Genomic DNA, 20,083 nt, shown 5'->3' with positions numbered 1-20,083 from the left:
GAGATTGCCGTGGTCACGCCGGCTTCCGGCGTGGGGCCGCGGACGTGACCGCGCCGATCCGGCTGGCCTACGGCCGACGACAACGAAGCGAGGCGCCGCCTGGCGCCGGCAGGCCCTGGATGAACTTCCGGCGCCGACCACTTAGGCCGCTACTGCTTCTCGGTCGACTGCGAGGGCCACATAGCCGAGGCACGGGTTGGCGAGGCGCTTTCAGCATTGCACCGCAGCTGCGCTGACGTCCGGTTCCTTGGTAGCTACCCGAGAGCGGATGGGCAGGTTACGGTCATGCGGCCCGGCACGTCGGATGATGCTTTCCGCGATGCGGCGGCCTGGCTTTCCAGGCTACGTGGGAATCATCACCCGGATGCCTGAGAAATGTGGCCCAACGGTTGTACTGAGGACGTACCTTCAGAGCGCGTCTGAGATCGTCATTCCGGCTCACTGATCGAAAGCCCGATCTCAAACACGCTCCCACCGGAGGTAACAATACGGGCGACTGGTAATAGGGGTGTGGATCAAGAGGTGATATGCGGTGGATGGATCGCGAGGCGGCGGAGGGACGCGCCGGAGGTGCTGAGCGTTGACCGACGAGCCGGGGTGCCTGTGCATCGCGCGGCAGTGGCTGGGAAAGCGATGCCGCGTCCTCTGTTGCCAGGCGCTTTAAGTCATCCTGAGCCAACACGTCAAATTATTACGTGTGTCGTGGTCTGAGCGTGCCCTCTTCCCTGGGCGTATGTCGCGGCGCGCCTCCTCGGGTTACCTTGAGTCATATTCCTGACACTGAAAGAGATTGCAGGGCGCGGAAATGCCACATTGTGGCCTCACTGACAGGACACCAGGGAGTGCGTAGCCATGTCCCACGCTGACGAACTGTCCCCGTCAGCTTGCCCGGCCAGTCCCTGGCCGGCGGCTGCGGAGGTAGGGCAGCCAGTCCGGCCCGAGGAGCGGGCCGTTTCGATCCCGGCCACCCGCACACCACCAGACGATCATCCGGACTCCTATATACTACCCGCCCCGGTGTCGTGGCCGGGCGAGGCCGGCCCTTCCGTGGCTGATCGCCCGGTGTCCGACCCGCCGGCAGCCGACCGTTCAGATCATGATCCGCTGGCCGCTGGGTGGACCGGCACCGAGCGTGCGGCCCTGACCGGCCGTGTGGAGCACGAGTATCACGCTCTCCCCACGTCAATCGCTGATGCACCACCGGCGCCGGACCGCCGGCAGCTGCACCTCTATGCCGGGGCCACCGTGGTGGGTGTGCTCCTCAGCGATGGACAGCTCGCGGACGCGGTGGATGCGCGTGCCGCGGCGCCGCCGCAGGTTGCGCTTGCGCATGCCGAGGAACGGCTGGCCGCTTTGCTGTGCGCTCACGAGCACACCTCGCCGGCGCATGTCGCGGCTCAGGCGGCTCGCCTGCGGCACGGCTTGGACAGTCTCGCGCGCGGTGCTTCCCTACGGGCCTCCGATGCCCGCCGGCTGCGGATTATTGCTGGTCGGATCACCGTTCTGCACGCCGATGCGGCGTTCAAACTGGGTACGGCCGACGCGGCACGTGCCCTGGCCGCGCAGGGATACGCGGACGGGCTGTGGGCGCAGGACGGCCCGTTGCAAGGATCAGCCCGCGAGATCGCAGCGGTGATCGAATTCTACGACGGCTGCCCGGACCGGGCCCTGCAACTTGCCCGGGACGGGCTGCGCCATGTCGGCGGCGGCCCGGTACAGGCGCGTCTGGTCTGCCAGGAGGCCCGAGCTCTTGCGGCACTCGGCGACGTCCGCGCTGCCGCCCAGGCATTGGACACCGCTTATGATCTTGCTGACATGATTCCCGTGGAACAGTGGGGCTCGCCTGGGCCTGGCTTCGACACTTTCCATCCGGTGGAGGTCGCTTACAACGCAACCACGGCGTTGTGCCTGCTCAGGCGGCCTCGTGCCGCGGAGGAGCACGCACAGATCGCCATACCCCGGCTGGACATGATGAACGCTCCCGGTTTCCGTTCGGTGATCAGATTGGATCTTGCATTGGCCTTGGTCCAGCAGGGACGGCTTGAGCTTGACCGGGTCTGTGCGCTGGCCACCGAGGCGGTCAGGATTTCCTGGGGGCGCACAGTGGCGTCCGCATCGAACCGGGCTGACGAGCTGCTGGCGATAACCCGGACGCACGGCGATGTCCGTGATGTGCGGGAGCTCGCGGCGTTCGTGCGTGAATGGCAACGGGAAGGCGGGACCAGCCGCGGGACCAGCCGCACAGCCTCTTAGCGGTCGGCGCTGGGGTGCGTGCATCGCGAAGCGCGTGCCCCAGCCCCACGACGCCGCGTCCCCTGTTGCCAGTCACTTTTAGAGCGCCCGAGGAAGGCGCCCTGCTGGTGGGCGCCGACTGAGGACAACGCGGCCGGGCGGGATGCGGGGAGCCGCGAGCCGGACAGTCCTATTCTCGGGCGCTCTTGGTCCTTCGGGGACAGGAAAGGGACTATAGTTGAGCATCCATCGGGCATGCCCTGGCTCGCTTGGGGTTTTGGGGTAGGTGGGCAGAGTACTGATTGAACTCCTGTTGGCCACCGGCGACTCAGCACCGCCACCGGGCAACTACTGGATCGGAGGAGGCATCGTTGCGGGCTGCGGGGTCATGGTTCGGGTTCGTGGCCGAGCGCGCGTAATGCATGAGAGTGCCCGGCAATAGGAGCGTGGATCAAGGAACAGGGCCGGGGTGCGTGCATCGCGAGGCGGCGCGGGGAGTCACCGGAGGTGGTGGGTGTTGACCGACAAGCCGGGGTACCCGCGCGTCGCGCGGCGATGGATGGGGAGCGATGATACGAGGCGCCGCGCGGGCCGTACGAGCCGGACAGTCCTGTTGCCGGGCGCTCTTAGCGGTAATAACCGTATGCCATGAGGGCGCGGATAGGCAGTGAGCGGGATGGGCGCGTCCGAATAAATCGATCTTGTTATGCTCCGTGTTTGGTGAGGGTCGGGGCGAGGTCGAGTGGCTGTCACGGGTCGTGACGGTCGTTTCACCGCGGCGAAGGCATGGTCGATTGTTCGAGCGATATGCACGGCGCTTGGTCTGGATGGCCAGGATGCCGAGGTAATAAAAATTACCGCTAACGCGGTGTTCCGGTTGCCACGGTCCGGAGTGATTATCCGGATTTCCGGATCCCCGGCGATGGCGTACCGTGCGTGCAAAGTCGTTCAGGTAGCTCGTTGGCTGGCCCGGCATGACGTGCCGGCGGTGCGCCTTGCACCTGGTCTGCCGGCACCGCTGCACATCGATGGCACCGTGGCCACCCTGTGGATCGATGCTCTGGCCGGGCCGCGACCAGCCGAACCGCGTGCTCAGAGCCTCCTGGAACGGCAGCCCCCGGCAGGCGCCCGAGGGCTGGTGGCACGTACGCGCAGGTCCGCCCCGGGTGAGCCCGTGCGCAACAGCGGACCACCGACCGCCTCCGACCTCGCGGTGGTCCTCCGGATGATCCACACGTTGCCGCTGCCCATCATCGCATTGCCGAACTGGGATCCGCTCGACGACGTCCGCCGACGCCTCGCCGACGCGGAGGGGCTCGCTGACATTGACCGCATCTTCCTGCAGCGCATGGCCGACCGGCTCGAAGCGGCTCTTGAAGATGTCACGTACGAGCTGCCGGCGGGGATCGTCCACGGTGACGCCCATCTCGGGAACCTGATCAGAAGCCCCGATGGCCGGGTGCTCGCCTGTGATTTCGATGCCACCTGTTACGGGCCGACCGAGTGGGACCTGGTTCCTTTGGCTGTCGGACGGTTGCGTTTCGGTTACCCACCGGAACGACACGTGCTGCTCGCGTCCGAATACGGTTTCGACGTGACGCACTGGTCTGGATTCGAGGTGCTGCGGGCCGTCCGGGAACTGAAGCTGGTGACGAGCGTTGTGCCGATCCTCACCAGCAACCCGCGGGTGGCGGCGCAGTTCGCCGTCCGGCTGGCAAGCCTGCGTTATGCGGACGAAAGCGTCCGCTGGCTGCCATATTCCTGACTTTTATCAGCTTTCTGATAGTTCCACGGAGCTGAACTCTCCATCGTCCCCGGTGACTGGACAGGGCTCGTGGTTTTGTCTGAGAGTGAATTTGCCGGGATCCGCGTGGTTGCCCTGGCGGCTCCTGTTGCCATTCTAGCGGATCGCTGTTGGCGGCGGTGTCCGAGCGGTGTGGCGATTGTGCCTGGCAGCCGGGTCGTTGCGCTGGCCGGCCTTGTACCGGTGGTTCGCTGCCGTCGATCGCGCCATCCACAGGACGTTTTCGACAGATGCCTTGGGTGAATAACGTGGTCATGGTGGTTGCCCATGCCACCGCGAGTAGGTAGCCGGCGATGACGTCCGACGGATAGTGCACGGCGAGGATGAGACGTGCGCACCCGACCGCCACGACGGCCAGCGCGGTCACGGCGGTCACGGCGACCGGGGGCCGTTGCCCGCGGACGGCAGCCAGCACCGTGAGCCCCACCATCGCCGCGACCGTCACCCCGATGACGTGCCCGGACGGAAAGCTCATCCCGTGGGCCGGGGCGAACGCCTCGGTGACGGGCGGGCGTGCCCGGGCGATGATGATTTTGGTTGCGGTGCTGAGGAGGCCACCGATCCCGACGGTGATCCCGATGAACAGCGCCGACCAGCGGACGCCGGCCGGATCGAGCCGGCCGAGACCGCGCGGGCGACCGCCCCGCGGCGGGCTGGCCCGTAACCACAACACCGCCACCACGACCAGGGCAGCCAGCCGGAGGACGAACGGAGCGAACAGCATGCTCAGGACTTCGGCGGCGTCGACCGGCCAACTCCGGGTGGCGACAATCCTGCTGAGATCCTCGATCGTGTCGGCGTCCGCGTTGGCGAGCGGCATCCAGTGGATCTTCACCACGGCCGCGAGGAGGACGAACAGCACCGCGCACGTTCCCGCGACCCACCGTGCTCCCATGACGTCCCAGTCTCTACCCCGCTCGCCGGCCGGGAAAATCCCTGCCCGCGGCTCGCCGGCCTGCTGCCGGCCTGCTGCCGGCCTGTGGGCCGGCCAGGATCAGCAGTCACCGCACACCACCGGCAGGCACCCGATCCGCCGGACCTTATCCGCAATTCATCCGCATTGACTGTTCCGTGAGCTCCGACCGTGACCGGCCGGCGCCGCCGACGGCCTGGCCGCTGGTTATCACCGGATATATCGGTGGCTTCCCGCTGACGGTGGCAACTTCTGCGGACCAGATGACACATGGCTGTTCTCTCGTTATTGTTTCTTTTTTGTCGCATAGCCCTTTTTCGCGGCAAGAAGAGTTTCCTGAATTACACAAGCGAAGTTAGCTGGTGGGGTTGACTGGGTGAGCGCCTGGTGGAGTAGGGTCACTTCTTGTTCGGTCAGTCCCGACGAGAGGAAAACGTGATGGCACAGCAGCAGCAGCAGCAGCAAATTGAACAGCAGCTGCGGCAGAACTGGCAGCAGATCCGATACCGGCTTCTCGATGAATTCGGACAGGTCGGCACCGCGGACCTCGACGCGGCTCGTGACGTCAACGATCTCGTTCAGCGGATCGCGGACAAGACTCACCACAGCGAGCGTTACGTGGAGACCCGGCTGCAGGAGCTCGTCGGTGTCGGCGCGTCTGCCGGTGGCCAGTTCGGTGGCCAGCAGCAGGGTGCTGGCCAGGGCTTCGGCCAGCAGCAGGGCCAGCAGCAGGGGCAGCAGCAGGGGCGGCCGTTCGGGCGTTGATCGTGTTCGGGTAACGGTGGCACACCGCTACCCGTCCTGACACCGGTGACATGCGGAAAGTGTTGGCTGTATGGCCACCGGCCAGGTTTCCCAGATCCTTCGGATGTGCGAGAAATGTTACGGTCGCGCATCCCTGGGCCTGTCGGATGACACGATTTCCCGAATTGTTCGCTGTATTGGTTTTCGGACCAGTCAGGTGGTCTCGCCGCCAAGTAACAAGAGACCACCTGACTGGTCCGGCTCCCGCGTGCCGTCCGGTGACCTGAAGATCACCCTGTCAGGCTCACAAGGAGTGTCCGATACTCAAGCAGGGCGTCGATCAGCCCTGTGACGATGGGATTGCGGGGCATCTGGCCCAGTTCGGTAAGGATTGAATCCGTTTGTTCCAGCGTGGGCTGGGCGTCGACAGCCGCGACGAGTGTGACCAGTCTGCTCATGGGTGGCCTTCCAACGACTCACAGCCGTGAAGCGACTTCCATTCGATCAGCACTTCGTATGGCTGGCTCGTCTCAGCTGATACATCTGCCGAAAAGGCGTCGCCCGGCGGGTTTACCATCAATTTTCACTCCATGCCCTTCAAGAAGGAGCCCGGCTCCTTTGTCGGGCGGTGGTACAACTGACGTTACCGTAAAAAACGGTAGGGTCTCGGTGTTCCCACCGGGTTGAATAGTCGTTACGGTGAGGTAACAAACTTTGCGCCCTGTAGTTGGGCTCCCGCCGTTCAGATGACCATCCGCAGGTTCATTGCACCGTATGCGCATGATGTGCCGTCGGTGCATACCCATTGCTTCCCGTGATGTATTCCCAGGGTATCAGGTCGCCGTCGCTGCGCATCCACCCTCGCCGCGCATTCACTGCGGTGTATTCACCGCGGCACATTCGAGTGGTCGATCGATTCCTGAGCGGCGTACGGTCGCTGACCGGGGACTGTTGGTGGCGCTGCCGGGGCAGGCGGTGTCTGGTCAAGTCGTGTCGGGCGCGACAACGAGGGGCGAGCGCGAAGGTTTCGTTCACTGGCCGGTAGCCTCAGGCGTGTGGTCAGTGCGGGTCCGTCTGCGGGTACCGGTCGCCGGGTAGAACATGGCTGAGCCCGCCGCAAGCCACCTTGGGCACGATGCGCTGGTGGCGCCGGGTGCCGGCGAGGCGGTTGATGCCGCTCTGAGCCGTGAGCTGGAGGTTCTCGCCCATCGAGCCTGGCCCCCGCTGTGTGAGCGCCGTGTCGGCGGCTGGGTGCTGCGGGAGTCTGCCGGTTCCTCCCGGCGCGGCAACTCGGTGTGGGCCCGCGGAGACGTCCCTGATCTTTCTCTCGCGCTTGACGAGGTCCGCGCGTTCTACGCCGCGGCAGGGCTGCCGGCGACCGTTCAGATCACCCCGGTGTCGTTGCCGGCCGGTATTCACCAGGCACTGGACGCACTTGGGTTCGATGACACCGGTCCGACCGATGTCTGCGCGGCCGACCTGGCGGACCTTGCTGGCCGGCTGGCCGGCGGCACCGTCGCGGAGGCCTGCGTTGGGGTGCCGTCGGGAGCGCTGGTGGCTGGTACCGCCGGCTCCGGCCGCGCCGGTGGTACCAGAACGCTCATGTTCGACGGCATCGACGGCATCGACGGCATCGACGGCATCGACGGCATCGACGGCAGCTGGCTGGATATCGCGGGGCGGGTACTTTCGACCTTTGCGGACCAGCGTGCCGGCACCCTCAAGGTGCTGGCGAATCTCACAATAGCAACAAAGTACGTACTGTGTGTGATGGACGGCGTGCCGGTCGCGGTTGGCCGGGGGACCATAGACGGCGACTGGCTCGGCGTCTACAGCATGGCGACAGTACCGGCCGCGCGCGGCCGGGGAGCCGCCCGCGCCGTCCTCGCCGGGCTGGTCACATGGGCCACCGACGCTGGTGCCTCCCGCGCCTATCTGCAGGTGGAACAGACCAGCACAGCGGCCCGCCACCTGTATGCCGCACTCGGCTTTCAGCCCGTCTATCGATATTCCTACCGGCGGCATCATCACGCCGGCAGTCCAGCCGCGTCCCTACGCTGATCATTGGGGAGTCATGACGCCCGAGCAGGCCAGCCGCAGTCTCCTGGAGCCGATGGGCAGGACTCGCGTGATGGGTGTGGTCAACGCGACCCCGGATTCGTTCTCCGACGGCGGTACCTTCGCGACCGCCGCCGATGCCGTCCGGGCCGGCTTGGCGATGGCGGCCGACGGCGCCGACATCATCGACGTCGGTGGTGAGTCGACCCGACCGGGGGCCGCCCGTGTTGATCCAGACGAGGAACTGCGCAGGGTGCTGCCGGTGGTGACAGAGCTGGCCGCGGCCGGGGTCGCCGTCAGCGTGGACACGACCCGCCGGACGGTCGCCGAGGCCGCGTTGGCCGCCGGCGCTGCCATCATAAATGACGTATCGGGCGCGGCCGACCGGGACCTGCTGGTTCTCGCCGCCGAGCGGGATGTTCCCTATGTGCTGATGCATGCCAGGGGCACGAGCGCGAATATGTTCACCCGGGCGGTCTACGGTGATGTCGTGTCCGAGGTCGTGGCCGAGCTGCACGACCGTCTTGAGGCCGTGCTCGCCGCGGGTATCGCGCCGAGCAGGGTGATTATCGACCCGGGGATCGGCTTCGCGAAGAAAGCCAGACACAACTGGGCGCTGCTGGCACACATCGACGCCTTCAGCGCGCTGAATTATCCCCTGCTGGTCGGTACATCGCGTAAGTCGTTCCTGGGCAGCCTGCTGGCGGGCTCCGACGGCCGGGCCCGGCCGGCTGATGATCGCGATGATGCGACCCAGGCGACGACGGCACTGCTGGCAGCCGCCGGGGTGTGGGCGGTACGGGTGCACGCGGTCCGGGCGGCGGCGGACGCCGTCCGGGTGGCGCAGGCATGGCGGAGCGCCCGCGGCGAGCAGCCGCGGGATGCGCGCATCGGGCCGGCTCGGGCGCTGATCGCCGCCAGCGGTTCCGCCCCGGCCATGCCCCGATGCCCACCGGCGGGCGCGGCATGACCGCCTGGCCACCGGTGGGTGGATCGCCTGGAGCCGATGCCCCGTCGGCGACCGCACCGGACCGGATCGTCCTTACCGGCCTGCGGGTCCACGGCCACCATGGTGTCCTGCCAGCGGAACGCGAGCTGGGCCAGGAATTCGTCGTGGACGCCGTGCTGTGGGTGGACACCCGGCAAGCCGCCGCGAACGACGACCTCACCGCCACGGTCGACTACGCGGCGTTGGCCCAGACGTTGGCTGGGATCATCGCGGGCGAACCAGTGGATCTGATCGAGACACTCGCGCACCGGCTGGCCGTCGCGTGCCTGGGCGACGGCCGTGTTGCGCGCGCCCAGGTGACGGTGCACAAGCCGGCGGCACCGATCCCACTACCGTTCACCGATGTCGCGGTCAGCGTCACCCGGGACCGGCCAGCGTGAGCGGGACGGGTCATCAGCCGGGATCGCGAAAGCCGCAGGCTTCGTCGTTGGCAACGCCGCGACCAGGGCCGGAGCGGCCGACCGCGGTGCTTGCGCTGGGCTCGAATCTCGGTGATCGTCTTGCGCGGCTTCGTGCCGCCGTCCGGACGCTCGGTGCGGTGGCGGTATCGCGGGTGTATGAGACCGCGCCCGTCGGCGGACCCACCCAGGACGATTATCTCAATGCGGTTGTGCTGGTCCCGGCGGCGCCGGCACGTGCCCTGCTGGTGGCGGCACTGTCAGCCGAGCAGGCGGCGTCACGGCTGCGGACGGTACGGTGGGGGCCACGGACCCTGGATGTTGATGTGATCGCCTGTGGCAGGCTGCTGAGCGACGATCCGGAGATCCTCATCCCGCATCCGCGTGCCCATCTGCGCGCGTTCGTCTGTATTCCCTGGCTGGACGTCGAGCCGGACGCGGTGCTGCCTGGTCATGGCCGGGTAGCCGACCTGGTGGCCGCGCTGGATACCGCCGGGATCCACCAGACATCATGGAGCTTGCGCCAGTGAAACCGAGCCGGGCGCGGGATCTGTTCGCGGCGGCCGTGGTGCTTGGCGCGCTCACCTATGTTTTCCTGATTTTCAATTATCAGGACCTGCCGCGCTTTCCGCCCACGGCGCCGTTGTCCCTACTGATCATTGGGCTGGTGGAGCTACAGACCGCGTCGATCACCCGGCGCCGGTTGCAGGGGCGGCCGGGAACGAGGCCGATCCTGCCGCTGACCGTCGCCCGGCTAGCGGCCATGGCCAAGGCCGGCAGCCTTGCCGGGGCGGCGCTGGCGGGAGCGTGGGCCGCGGTGCTCGGTTACGTGTTGCCGCGTTCGGATGAGTTCCGCACCGCCGGCGCCGATGCGATCACCGCTGGGCTGGGGATCGGTGCCGCGGCGGTGCTCCTCGCCGGCGGGCTGCTGCTTGAGCGTGTGTGCCGAGTGCCGAAATCCTGACCGGCGGCCTGCCGGGGTGCTCTGGCCAAAGGCCACGCGATCATGTTTTTTGCGCGGTCGGCGGCAGGATCGCTCATCCGCTGGCCGGGCCCGGAGTGGATGTCGGGACCGCTGAGAGGCTCCGGCGGTAGGCGTTCGGTGGGGCGTTCTCTCAGAGAGCGGCGTCCGGGCGGATGGATCGCGAGGCGGCGGAGGGATGCGCCGGAGGCGGTGGGCGTCGACCGACGAGCCGGGGTACCCGTCCATCGCGCGGCGATGGACGGGGAGCGATGGCGCGAGGTGCCACCCGGACGAGCCCTATTGCCGGGCTCTCTTACTCTGGTAATTGTCAACTGGGCGCGCGCAACGCCAGCGCAACGCCGTGATACACCGATGGGGACGTTTGATTGGGTGCGGACCGCGATGGGAGGTCAGCCGGTGGCAGACGGCGCACGACGCTCTGACGCGGCACGACGGTCTGACGCGGTGAATCAACGCCGGCCCGGGGCCGTGGACGGTACGCCGGAACCGGTGGCGCATCCCGACGGAAGCGAGCCCCCGGCAAGCGCGGTCCCGCGGCGCCGGGATGCTCATCCCCCTGGCCCGCGGCGCGATCAGGGCTCGCCGCAGGACGCTGGCCGATATCAGGACCCTGGCTCTTATCGGGACCCTGGTTCCCAGCAGCGGCCCGACGCAACCCGCGCCTCGGACGCCTATCGGCCAGCCGCTGGATATCCACCCGCTGACGGCTATCTGCCGCCAGGGCAACAGGCCGCGGCCCCACACCGCCCGACGGGCCAACGTGCAGCCGCTCCTCACGTGGCCGACGGCATGGCGGCACGGGCTGGCTACCCTCGCAACGAGCGGGCCACCGGCCGCGGCAACGACGCGGGTTACGGTAACGACGTAGGGTACGACAACGGTTACGGAAGTAGCGCGAGTTATGGCAATGACGCGGGCCGTCGTGCCGAGCCGGCGCCTCACGGCTACGGGACGGTCACGTCTGGGTACCCGCCGGCCGGTCGGCCCTCCGCTGACCCCTACGACGAGGAAACCCGTTACGCCCCGCAGGCCGCGCCGTCCGGGCCGCCACCGGTTGATCCCGGTATCCGGGACGGCGAGCGGGCCCACCGTTCCGCGGCAGCACGGTCGCGGCCGGCTGCTCCCGCTCCTGGTCCTGCTCCGCGCCAGACCGCGGTGTCCCGCCCCCGGCCGACGGACCGGCAGCCCCATGAGCGGCCGTACCCACCGGATACCAGGGCTTTCCCAGCCAATGGTCCCGCTGCCGGGCAGCCGCTGGACCCCGGGCCGGGGTACCCCGAAGGCAGCGGTGGAGGGGGCCGGCGCGACAGCGCCGCGCGGGCCGCGCCGGCCGCGTCACCTGTTGTCGATGCCCACACCGCGGGCGGGTTTTCCCCGCCCCAGCAGCCATACCAGGATGATGCCAGGGGGCAGCCAGCCCTCGGGCAGGCGGGACCGGCAGCGCCGCGCCGCGCGGCTCAGCCCTCAGGGCGCGGATCGGAATGGGACCCGGGGACGCAGGACGCGGCCGCCGGCACGAGCATCCGGCGCCCGCGTGAGCCCACCGGGCGGCCGGCGGGTGTCGCCCCACCGCGTACCACCCGGGTACGCGCGGACGCGGCTGCCTCCGACGCCCGGCGTCCCAGCGCGGATCGGGCTGATCGGGCGGACCGCCCTGTCCGGACGGAGCGGTCCGCGAACTCGGCCGCACACGGCCAGGTCGGCAACGGCCGGTCCGAACGCGTGCGTGGCCGGCGCCGGGATGACCGTGGCAATCCGTCATTCTCGGATGAGGACACCGGTTCGCACCGGGCACAGCCCCGCAAGAGCGCCGCGGGCACGCCGATCCTGCGGCGGCTGCTGTATGCGGTGGTGATCCTTGGGGTCGCCTTCGCGCTCGGGGGCGGCGCGGGGTTTGTCTGGCAGAAGATCAGTCCTGGTAAGGCCAGCGCGCAGGCCGAGCCGACCGCAGCGCCGACAGGCACGGCCCGGCCTGCGGCATCCGCGAGCCCCGCCGCCAGCCCGGCTGGCACAACAGCCCCGGCGACGGTACCGGCTGACTGGGTTGCGGTCACCGACACGAAGCAGCGGGCGACGTTTTCCCACCCGCCCGCCTGGAGCCAACGCCGGGACAACACCGGGGTCTTCTTTGTCGAACCCGCGGTGGGAACGGCGGCGGCCGGCCCGCGGATGGTCGGAGTCGCGCGCGTCACGGGCACGGATCAACGGGCGGCGCTCAAGGTTGTTCAGGACTCCGAGTTCGCCACCCAGCCGGGGCTCACTCAGGACAGGTCCGGGCCGATCACGGACCCGACCGGAGCGCAGAGCCAGGAGCTGGCCGGCTCCTACCTGCGCGACGGCCAGCGGGTCACCTACGTGATGCGGACGCTGCTGGCCGGGGACGCGGTCTACGTCCTGATCTCGCGGTCGTCAGCTACGCAGGCGGACACCGCGACAACCCTGGTGGAGAACGTACGGGCCTCTTTCCGCGCGTCCTGATCTTCACGTCCTGACCTCCTCGGCCTGTCCGAACCCAAGATTCAGAACAGGCTCTCTCAGAGGTCGGGCCCGGCGCGTTGCGACCGCATCGGCGCGAGGATCCGCCAGATCACCTCCGTGGTGCTGAACCGCGCTGGGCCGTCGCTGGGGGGCCAGCCATGGGCGACGCCGGGAAGCAGGAACTCCACAACCCGATCGCCGGACGAGCAGCTCGTCTCCTTCTTCGTCACCGGGAAACCGCTCCCGGCTGGGGATACGGCTGTCGCCTGGCTGGTTGTGGCCGCTTCGGCTGCCGGCTGGCCGTGACTGTCGTAACCGGGTGTTCCTATGCTGGTCGCGTTCGGTGGGCTGCTGGACGCGCTCTCGACGGGCAACCCGTCGCTGTCGGCACTGCCGCTGTCTTCCGGCAGCGACGGGGGAGGGCAGCCGGCGCTGGCCCGGAAGGGAGCAAGGCTGTTCTCGACCGAGGTCAGTGATGTCCCGAGCGTTGCCGACCAGTCGGCACCAGCGTACGGAACGCGCTCATCAAGCTGTCCATGCACGGCCACCACGCTGACCGGGGCCTCCGGCGCGCAGTCCGGGGTCTGCAGGCTGGCCGCCACCACGGCGATACCGGCGATTTCGGGCGCGTTCTCGCACGCGTAGCGGTAGGCGAGCATCCCACCGTTGGAGAAGCCGACCAGGATCACCCGCCGCCGGTCGATGGGATAGTGCTGTTCAAGATGTGAGATGAGCGCTCGCAGCCATCCGACGTCGTCGATATGCTCGGCCGCGGACCGCCCGCAACAGGTGCCGGCATCCCACGAGGCGTTCAGGCCATCGGGATAGGCCATGGCGACGCCCGCGCTGGTGGCGAGGGTGTCGATGCCCCACTCGGTCTGGGGCTCCTGACCCTCGTGCAGAAGGCTGTGCAGCGCGATGACGAGCGGAAAGGGCCGGGGAGACGTGGCCGGCGGCAGTGTGATGCGCAGCCGCGGCGTCCGCCCTGAGCGTTCGTAGGCGTCCGGTCCGGCAGTCGGGCTGGGCGCACCGGCCACCGGCGTCATCGATGCCGGGTGAGACCTGCCCACAGCGGCGCACCCGGCCAGCCAGCAGGTCAGGACAAGTACCAGCCCGGTGAACCGGGCCAGCGCGGTACGGCGACGCGTGGACTGCACCACACCGATTTTGTCCCGTCCGTGACCTGGCCCTGTCAGCGGTATCGGCGTTGATCTCCGCGCGGACGGCGGGTGCCGCGGCTCTCACCGTCCGCGCCGGTGTGGGGGCCGGCGGCTGTGGCGGCCCCGGGCAGGCCTGGAAAGGCGCCTGGCTCCGTTCCGGCGGCGGGGGTACCCAAGCCTGTGCCGGACTTCGAGGCGGGCGCCGCCGTGCCCGGACCTGTCGCCGTGTCCGGAAGGATGTCCACGGCCGATACCGGCCCGGCTGGCCGCAGCCCGGTTCCGGGCACGCCGCTCGGTCGTTGCGATTCCGCCAGACGACCAGGCTGGTGCCCCCGGTCGTCTGGCTGTACCACGCCGAGGCGGGGGCGGCCGGTCGAGCCGGTTCGGTCCATCAACGTGGTCACATCAGCAATATCGATCACGTCGGCAACGTCCGAGGTGGCCGTGTCCTCGGAGCCGGCTGGCCGCCTGGTGTTCGCGGCGGCGCGGCGATACCGCACAAACGCCTCCTGAGCGCGGTTCTCCAGGTCGTTGACCAGCTCGAGCTGCTCGCGGACACGGCGTTCACCGGCTGGTCCGGCGGCGAGAAGGTCCGACAGGCAGTGGTCGACCGCGCGACGGGCCTGCAGCCAGACGAGGAGCAGCCGGGAGCGCTCCAGGTCTGATGGCATGTCCACCGAGATGTCTCCCCCGTTTCCCGCGCCCCTGCGCAGGTGGCCTGCGGCCGCGGACGACCTGGGGAACCAGGCCGTCCGGCAGGCCGCACCCGGCGCGCCGCGTAGCGGAGCGACAGGACCGGCGCCGCCGTTGGTCGCGACACTTCGTCGTACCAGAGTGCCTCACCCGCATCCCTCGTGTGCGTCAGTTCGCCGAAGGAGTATGGGTGCGTCGTGGTGGTCTCTGTTGTTTTGGGCAGTCCTTGGGATGATGACGCCGTACTCATTGTTGCCGAGTGTAAGCATCGTTCCAGGTGTGCTTGGTGTGTTACGCCGTTACGGCGTCATACCGTCACGATGCTTGTCCGGGCTCGGGGTCCACGCGCGACTCGCCGGTGGCCGCGGATGTCTCCCGATCGTGCGCGGAGATCGGGTCTGTCGCCCACCCATCCTTGCTGTGCCCTGCCGCCACCAGGTCGCCGACGAGATCGCTCACCGGTACGACCACCGGCTCCTCGGCGGCGGCACGGGCCCGATTCTCCCGCCAGATGGACCTTGCGGCCGTCAGTTCCGGCCCCCCGTAGCGCAACAGCTCCTCCCAGCGGCGTTGCATCGGACGGACAAGACCGCCACCCACCCCGACGACCGTCACTCCGGCGATGGTCGCGAGCAGTGCGTAGAGTATCGGATTTGTTACCGAGGTGGCAAGCCCGAGTTCGTCCAGGGCGGCTTTGCCGAATCCGATCATGATGAGCGCGGTGATGCTGGTCGCCGCGGTAGCCGCGTAGGGAAGCCCGGTCAGCGCTTCGCGGACGAACACCCGGGCGGCCGAGGCGAGAGTGCCGCCGAGCATGAGCACAGAACAGGCGAGAACCGCGTGTGCGAGCAGGATGACGAGGTCGTGGACGAGGTCGCTGATCGGGTTGGTGCCGAACGGGCCGAGGGCCAGTTGGAAGAGCGCCAACAGCGCAATGGCGAGCAGCAGCCGCATCAGGCCGATGCGCAGGTCGTGGGCGGGCCTGCGGAGCGCGCGCGTGAGCCCGCCCCGCTCGAGCAGATTGTCGGTGCCGGCGCGGTCGAGGAAGCGGTTGATGATCCTGATGAGCGTGCGGGCGGCCAGACCGCCGACAGACATGATGAATGCGAATGCTAAAATCTTCGGCACAATTTGAGCAAAATATTGGGCAAAGTATGACCATGCGCCTGATACGCTATCGTTCCACCCGACAGCCTGCGGTGCCAATAGTCTTCACTCCCATCGCGACAGTCGCGCACCAGGTCGGTTGCGTACTGGTCGGTTGTCCGGCATGGGCGTGTCCGGAAGGCATGGATGGGTCGCGCTGGGTGTCGTTCGCCGCATTGCCCGTCGCTCGTCACCGACTGCCCGTTGCCCACCGTACGCACGGAAACAGCACACATCATGGGTAACGATCACACCATGTTGCCACACGGAAGCGGAAAGTAGCGTTCGTGTAGTCCGTCCATGGATGTGCTCTGCGTGTCGCATGGATGCGGAGGGCTGCTGGGATGACCGCCAGCCTGCCGGAGTGTGTATATGTCACAATGCGGCTACTGGTTGGCAGCCTTTCGGGCGATCTGCCGCGCGACGCGGTTCACCACGGCCTGGTCGGGGTCGTCGAACACACGGCCGACGACAAAGGAGCTCTGGATCTGGCCGGAGAACATGAACATCAGATCGAAGGTCATCGGTACCGGTGGTCCGTCCAGCGTCATGGTTGCCTTTACCCTGGTCGCGGCGGTGATGCCGGGGGGAGGCTTGTGGGCGGATGCCGACACGACCGTGAAGGTGCTGCCAGCGGGCAGATCGGCGGCTTCGGCATACTCGCGCTTGAGCAACTGACCGACACAGGACGGAAAAGAGGCCTCAGCGGCGACTCGGACGGCAGCTGTGATCACTTCGGCTGGATAGACCGCCGCGACCGATCCCATGAACATCTGGCTGTCGCTGGTGGCGAAGTACGGTCCCTTTGCCGAGTCCAGCGGCTCTACTTTCGACCCGGCTGTGGGTTCGCCCATGCATGAGGCGAAACTGGTCATCGCGGCTACCGACAGGGCACCACGGTTGTCTAGTGACGTGCTGGCGCCGAAGCCCGTCGTCTCTGGGCCCTCGGTAAGCACGTAGTCGTCGGCGTGCAGCGATGTGCGGGCGGCGGCCTGCTGTGTCGGGGGGACTGGTTCGGTTCCCGTGGCAACCGGAGCCGGGCCCTTCCCGTTTCCGCAGGAATTGGCTGTGAGCCCCAACAGGACGCAGACCAGACCGAGCCCGAGAGTCCGGAGCTGAATCCGGACCCGACCGCTATGCGCCGGCAGCGATGTCCGCACGACCTGTCTACCCCCTGGATGCCGCGGCGTGTTCGGTTCGGTCGTTGCCGGTCTCCGACAGCGCGAAAAGTGAAGATCATGTTGCTGGTGGCCATGCGGGTCTGCTGGTTGGCCCCAGTATGCACGGATTACGTTGAGTAACGGACCTCTCATGCCCGCGGTGTCGGCAAGGAGTGCCCGCCGAACCGCGGCGCATGCGCCGGGCTCGGGCGCCAGGTGCTCGTCAGATAACGGGTCTGCCGGCTGTGATCCGGGCTGGCCGGCGCCCAACCGTGATGGTAGTTCGCGACCTGGGCGTCGACAGGCCGCGAACCACCATCCACAGGGGTGACGGGGCGGGAACTCAGGCCGTGATCTCCACCGGAGTGCCCAGCGGCAGCATTTTCGCGAGTCTGGTGATGACATCGTTGCGGACCCGGATGCAGCCATGGCTGATGTCCTGCCCGATCAGGTTGGGCTGGTTTGTTCCGTGGATACCGATCACCGGGTCCTGCCCGTCGAAGGAATCCAGGGTGGTGGAGAACCCGTTGAGCCCGAAAGCATACGGGCCATAGGGGCCGGCCGGGTTGCGCGGCTGTAGTAGTTCGGTCAGATAGAAGCGACCGCCGGGCGTGGGGGTGTCCGTTGTGCCGACGGCGATCGGCTCGTCGAGGACGACCGCGGTCTTGTCGTAGACCCGCAGGCGATGGTCCTTACGGGCGACCACGATGTGGTATCCGGTGAGGCTGGCCTTCACCTGGGACGCTTTCACCCAGCCCGTGCTGCCGTTGGGCTCCACCGGCAGCAGTACGTGCCACCAGTTCGGGAGTTTCGCCACCACGAGGAACACTCGCGGGACGCCTTCCGGGTTCGGGCTGCGTAGCTGGGATGCCGCGGTTTTTGCCGTGGGGGTCTTGTAGACGTCGACCACCCCACCGGTCGCGGTCACGATCGTGTTCATCCCGTCGGTGTTGACAGAGGTCACGGCTGCGAGCTGGCTGCGGACCGGATCTGGGATGGTGGTCGCGGACGCCTGTGACTGGGTCTTCGAGCCCCCGCCACCGCAGCCGGTGAAGACAACCATGCTGGCGAGGACGGCCAACAGGATCTTCATGCGCGGGCTGGCCGGTGCATGGCCGGCGGAAATCGACACGGCGGATGCCGCCGGCCCGAATCCGGGCCGGCGGCATCCGATCACAGCTGGCTTGCTCATCCCGTGTAGTGAACCTTGTCGGTGACGACAGCCGTTGCCGGGGTCGCGACCGGCGCACTCGTCGTCGACACCGGGACGGTGGTGGTGCCACCGCCAGCGCCACCAGCGCCACCACCAGCGCCGACGCCGGTCGTTGAGGTTGCGGTGGGGGAAGCCGTCGTCGTGGTGGCGCAGTCGGCGATAGCGAAGGCCGGGATCGCCAGCACGACATCCTGGGTCGTCACGTCGAAGGCACCCGCGATCACGACATCCGCCGACGAGTTCAGGGAAACGGTCTTGCCAGCGCCGATCTCACCGAAGTTGTAGTTGACGTCGGTGTCGATCCACGCAAAGCCATACGCTCTCGCCGAGGTGTTCTTGAGCGTCCACACGGGACCATGCGACCCACAGGTGAAGCTGAGCGTCAGCGGCTGTGGCACCAGATTGTCCAGCGACAGATCGCTCGGCAGCCAGGGAGCGAGATCGATAAGCTGTCTGTCCAGGCCGGACAGGGACATTCCGGGCAGTGAGGGAAGTCCGGACGGAAGGGATCCTCCGCCAGCGGGCAGGTGGGTCACCGGCGGCGTGGACGGCTGCGGGTCGATGCCGTGCACCGGCAGCGCGGGCGTCGTGTGCACCGCTGACGGGGTGGTGACCGGTGCGGTGGGGTCCACCGCGTCCGGCATCGCCGGCTCGACCGCGACGTCCGACGGGGTGGCCGTCGCCGTTGGACCGGCGCCGTCCGTCGCCCAGGCGGCCGGGGCGGCCAGCCCGACTGTTATCGAGCCGATTACGCAGGCCAGAGCCAGTCGCGTCCTGCCCAAACGCATTGTGTTTGTCCCCTCAGACGTCAGGCGGGCTGGATACAGGACCTGTGGCCACCGTCACAGCCGCGTTTCCGGGGAACCATACCAACCCTCTTTTCGGCGTTTGCAAGCGGGTGGTATGCGCTGAAGAGGCATGCGGGAAGGTGGGGCTGATGTTTTGGCGCCGTAGGTTGTCGGGCTTGTTTCGTTGGCTGCTTTACATGATCTCTGGTAGTTGAAAAATCACAGGTTACGGCCTATTCGCTGACGTTCAGCGCACACCTCCGGAGATCGTCAGGGTGGGTCTTCGCTTGCCTCCCGCGTCACCTCACGGCTCTCGGCGGTGGTGATGGCGGCCTGGGAGTCATAGCGACTAAACGACGGAACGGCCGCCGCGAGTAACACAGCTCCGGCAACGCATGCCAGCCCGCCACTGACCACCGAGAATGTCGGTGAGAACACGGTTGCCGCTGTCCCCGCCTCAAGGTCCCCCAGGCGTGGGCCACCCGCGACGACCACGATGAACACGCCCTGGAGACGCCCGCGCATCGCGTCCGGTGTGGCGACATTGAGTATCGCGTTCCGGAACACCGCGCTGATCATGTCAGCCGCGCCGGCGATGGCGAGCAGCAGCACACCGGCGACGAGGTTGTGGACAAGGCCGAACAGCGCGATTGTGACACCCCAAATGATCACTGCGATGACGACGGCGAGCCCCTGCCGCCGGACGCGTCCGAACCAGCCCCCGACCACCGCCCCGGCGAGCGCGCCCGCGGCAACGGCGGAGTAGAGCAGCCCGGCGGTTCGCGCACCGCCGCCGAACTGTGTTCCGGCGAGTTCCGGGAACAGCGCCCGCGGCATCCCGAAAACCATCGCGATGATGTCTATGGCGAAGGTCATGACCACTATCGGCTGGCCGCGCAGGAAGCGCAGCCCGTCGACGACGCTCGCGACGCCGGCCCGGGTGCCGCCATCGGTCGGTGGCATCGGTGGCAGCCGGACCAGCGCGTAGAGGGCCGCCCCGAAGGTCACGGCGTCGATACCGTAGGCAAAGGGATACCCCGACGCCGTGATCGCCACCCCGGCGAGCAGCGGCCCGGCGGTCAGCGCGATGTTCCAACCGATCTGTTGGAGCGCGGTGGCGGCGGGCAGCGCCCGCAGCGGTACCAGGCTCGGCATCATCGACCGCCGGGCCGGCTGGTCGACAGATACCAGCGCGGACTGGACAGCCACGAGCGTGAACAGCGGCCAGACCGTGTGCGGGCCGACGAGCGCGAGGACGAACAGCCCGACCGACACCGCGGCCAGCCCGCACGAGGTGATCAG

General features: G+C 67.9%; 18 protein-coding genes and 1 pseudogene. 10 read left to right on the top strand and 9 right to left on the bottom strand.

The window, feature by feature from the left end:
• Nucleotides 1-141: 141 nt before the first annotated feature.
• The 3 genes and pseudogenes from MJ797_RS27345 to MJ797_RS02590 form a co-directional block, all read left to right on the top strand.
• Nucleotides 142-372, top strand: a pseudogene (locus MJ797_RS27345) (prephenate dehydratase); the annotation flags it as partial.
• Between the two features lie 480 nt (nucleotides 373-852).
• A complete protein-coding gene (locus tag MJ797_RS02595) occupies nucleotides 853-2,253 on the top strand; it encodes a hypothetical protein (RefSeq protein WP_239331443.1) in 1,401 nt (466 codons plus the stop codon).
• Nucleotides 2,254-2,974: 721 nt separating this feature from the next.
• A complete protein-coding gene (locus MJ797_RS02590; RefSeq protein WP_239331441.1) occupies nucleotides 2,975-3,997 on the top strand; it encodes a phosphotransferase family protein in 1,023 nt (340 codons plus the stop codon).
• Here the strand turns inward: MJ797_RS02590 and MJ797_RS02585 are convergent.
• Nucleotides 3,903-4,931, bottom strand: a complete 1,029-nt coding sequence (locus MJ797_RS02585) for a phosphatase PAP2 family protein (RefSeq protein WP_239331439.1) — start codon at nucleotides 4,929-4,931, stop codon at nucleotides 3,903-3,905. The genes MJ797_RS02590 and MJ797_RS02585 overlap by 95 nt on opposite strands.
• Before the next feature lie 456 nt (nucleotides 4,932-5,387).
• Here MJ797_RS02585 and MJ797_RS02580 point away from each other — a divergent pair, with 456 nt between their 5' ends.
• Nucleotides 5,388-5,714 (top strand): hypothetical protein, encoded by a 327-nt coding sequence (locus tag MJ797_RS02580; RefSeq protein ID WP_239331437.1) that lies wholly within the window; start codon nucleotides 5,388-5,390, stop codon nucleotides 5,712-5,714.
• A gap of 269 nt (nucleotides 5,715-5,983) precedes the next feature.
• On the opposite strand, the gene MJ797_RS02575 is transcribed toward MJ797_RS02580, so the two are convergent.
• On the bottom strand, nucleotides 5,984-6,151 hold the full coding sequence (locus MJ797_RS02575; RefSeq protein WP_239313727.1) for a hypothetical protein: 168 nt from the start codon (nucleotides 6,149-6,151) through the stop codon (nucleotides 5,984-5,986).
• A gap of 643 nt (nucleotides 6,152-6,794) precedes the next feature.
• Here MJ797_RS02575 and MJ797_RS02570 point away from each other — a divergent pair.
• The 6 genes from MJ797_RS02570 (at nucleotide 6,795) to MJ797_RS02545 (ending at nucleotide 12,621) form a co-directional block, all read left to right on the top strand.
• Entirely contained in the window at nucleotides 6,795-7,754 is a 960-nt protein-coding gene (locus tag MJ797_RS02570; RefSeq protein ID WP_239331435.1) for a GNAT family N-acetyltransferase, read from the top strand.
• A 13-nt stretch (nucleotides 7,755-7,767) separates the two neighbouring features.
• Nucleotides 7,768-8,721, top strand: a complete 954-nt coding sequence (gene folP, locus MJ797_RS02565) for a dihydropteroate synthase (RefSeq protein ID WP_239331433.1) — start codon at nucleotides 7,768-7,770, stop codon at nucleotides 8,719-8,721.
• Complete coding sequence (gene folB, locus MJ797_RS02560) at nucleotides 8,718-9,140, top strand: dihydroneopterin aldolase (protein ID WP_239331431.1); 423 nt, start codon at nucleotides 8,718-8,720, stop codon at nucleotides 9,138-9,140. Before folP ends, folB begins: the two co-directional genes overlap by 4 nt.
• 47 nt (nucleotides 9,141-9,187) lie before the next feature.
• The gene (gene folK / locus MJ797_RS02555; protein ID WP_239331429.1) at nucleotides 9,188-9,688 is read left to right on the top strand and encodes a 2-amino-4-hydroxy-6-hydroxymethyldihydropteridine diphosphokinase; all 501 of its coding nucleotides are present in this window, start codon (nucleotides 9,188-9,190) and stop codon (nucleotides 9,686-9,688) included.
• Nucleotides 9,685-10,122 carry a DUF3180 domain-containing protein gene (locus MJ797_RS02550; protein WP_239331427.1) on the top strand — a complete coding sequence of 146 codons (438 nt, stop codon included), beginning with the start codon at nucleotides 9,685-9,687 and terminating at the stop codon, nucleotides 10,120-10,122. Before folK ends, MJ797_RS02550 begins: the two co-directional genes overlap by 4 nt.
• 798 nt (nucleotides 10,123-10,920) lie before the next feature.
• Nucleotides 10,921-12,621, top strand: coding sequence for a hypothetical protein (locus MJ797_RS02545; RefSeq protein ID WP_239331425.1), 1,701 nt, complete (start codon nucleotides 10,921-10,923; stop codon nucleotides 12,619-12,621).
• Nucleotides 12,622-12,677: 56 nt separating this feature from the next.
• Here the strand turns inward: MJ797_RS02545 and MJ797_RS02540 are convergent, their stop codons facing one another.
• The 7 genes from MJ797_RS02540 to MJ797_RS02510 all read right to left on the bottom strand — a co-directional run.
• The gene (locus MJ797_RS02540; RefSeq protein ID WP_239331423.1) at nucleotides 12,678-13,781 is read right to left on the bottom strand and encodes a PHB depolymerase family esterase; all 1,104 of its coding nucleotides are present in this window, start codon (nucleotides 13,779-13,781) and stop codon (nucleotides 12,678-12,680) included.
• Nucleotides 13,782-13,813: 32 nt separating this feature from the next.
• A complete protein-coding gene (locus MJ797_RS02535) occupies nucleotides 13,814-14,452 on the bottom strand; it encodes a hypothetical protein (protein ID WP_239331541.1) in 639 nt (212 codons plus the stop codon).
• Nucleotides 14,453-14,789: 337 nt separating this feature from the next.
• Nucleotides 14,790-15,680 carry a hypothetical protein gene (locus tag MJ797_RS02530; RefSeq protein ID WP_255738179.1) on the bottom strand — a complete coding sequence of 297 codons (891 nt, stop codon included), beginning with the start codon at nucleotides 15,678-15,680 and terminating at the stop codon, nucleotides 14,790-14,792.
• Between the two features lie 326 nt (nucleotides 15,681-16,006).
• Entirely contained in the window at nucleotides 16,007-16,780 is a 774-nt protein-coding gene (locus MJ797_RS02525; protein WP_239331419.1) for a hypothetical protein, read from the bottom strand.
• A gap of 343 nt (nucleotides 16,781-17,123) precedes the next feature.
• Nucleotides 17,124-17,972: a L,D-transpeptidase gene (locus tag MJ797_RS02520; protein ID WP_374581251.1), complete on the bottom strand. Its 849-nt coding sequence runs from the start codon at nucleotides 17,970-17,972 to the stop codon at nucleotides 17,124-17,126.
• On the bottom strand, nucleotides 17,969-18,781 hold the full coding sequence (locus MJ797_RS02515; RefSeq protein WP_239331417.1) for a hypothetical protein: 813 nt from the start codon (nucleotides 18,779-18,781) through the stop codon (nucleotides 17,969-17,971). The genes MJ797_RS02520 and MJ797_RS02515 overlap by 4 nt, the downstream gene beginning before the upstream one ends.
• A 270-nt stretch (nucleotides 18,782-19,051) precedes the next feature.
• A partial coding sequence (locus MJ797_RS02510) for an MFS transporter (RefSeq protein WP_239331415.1) occupies nucleotides 19,052-20,083 on the bottom strand: 1,032 nt, incomplete at its 5' end.

The organism is Protofrankia sp. CiP3, from assembly GCF_917627345.1.
Taxonomy (GTDB): domain Bacteria; phylum Actinomycetota; class Actinomycetes; order Frankiales; family Frankiaceae; genus Protofrankia.
Note: the sequence above shows the minus strand (reverse complement) of the source record. Positions and strands in the feature narration are given on the sequence as shown.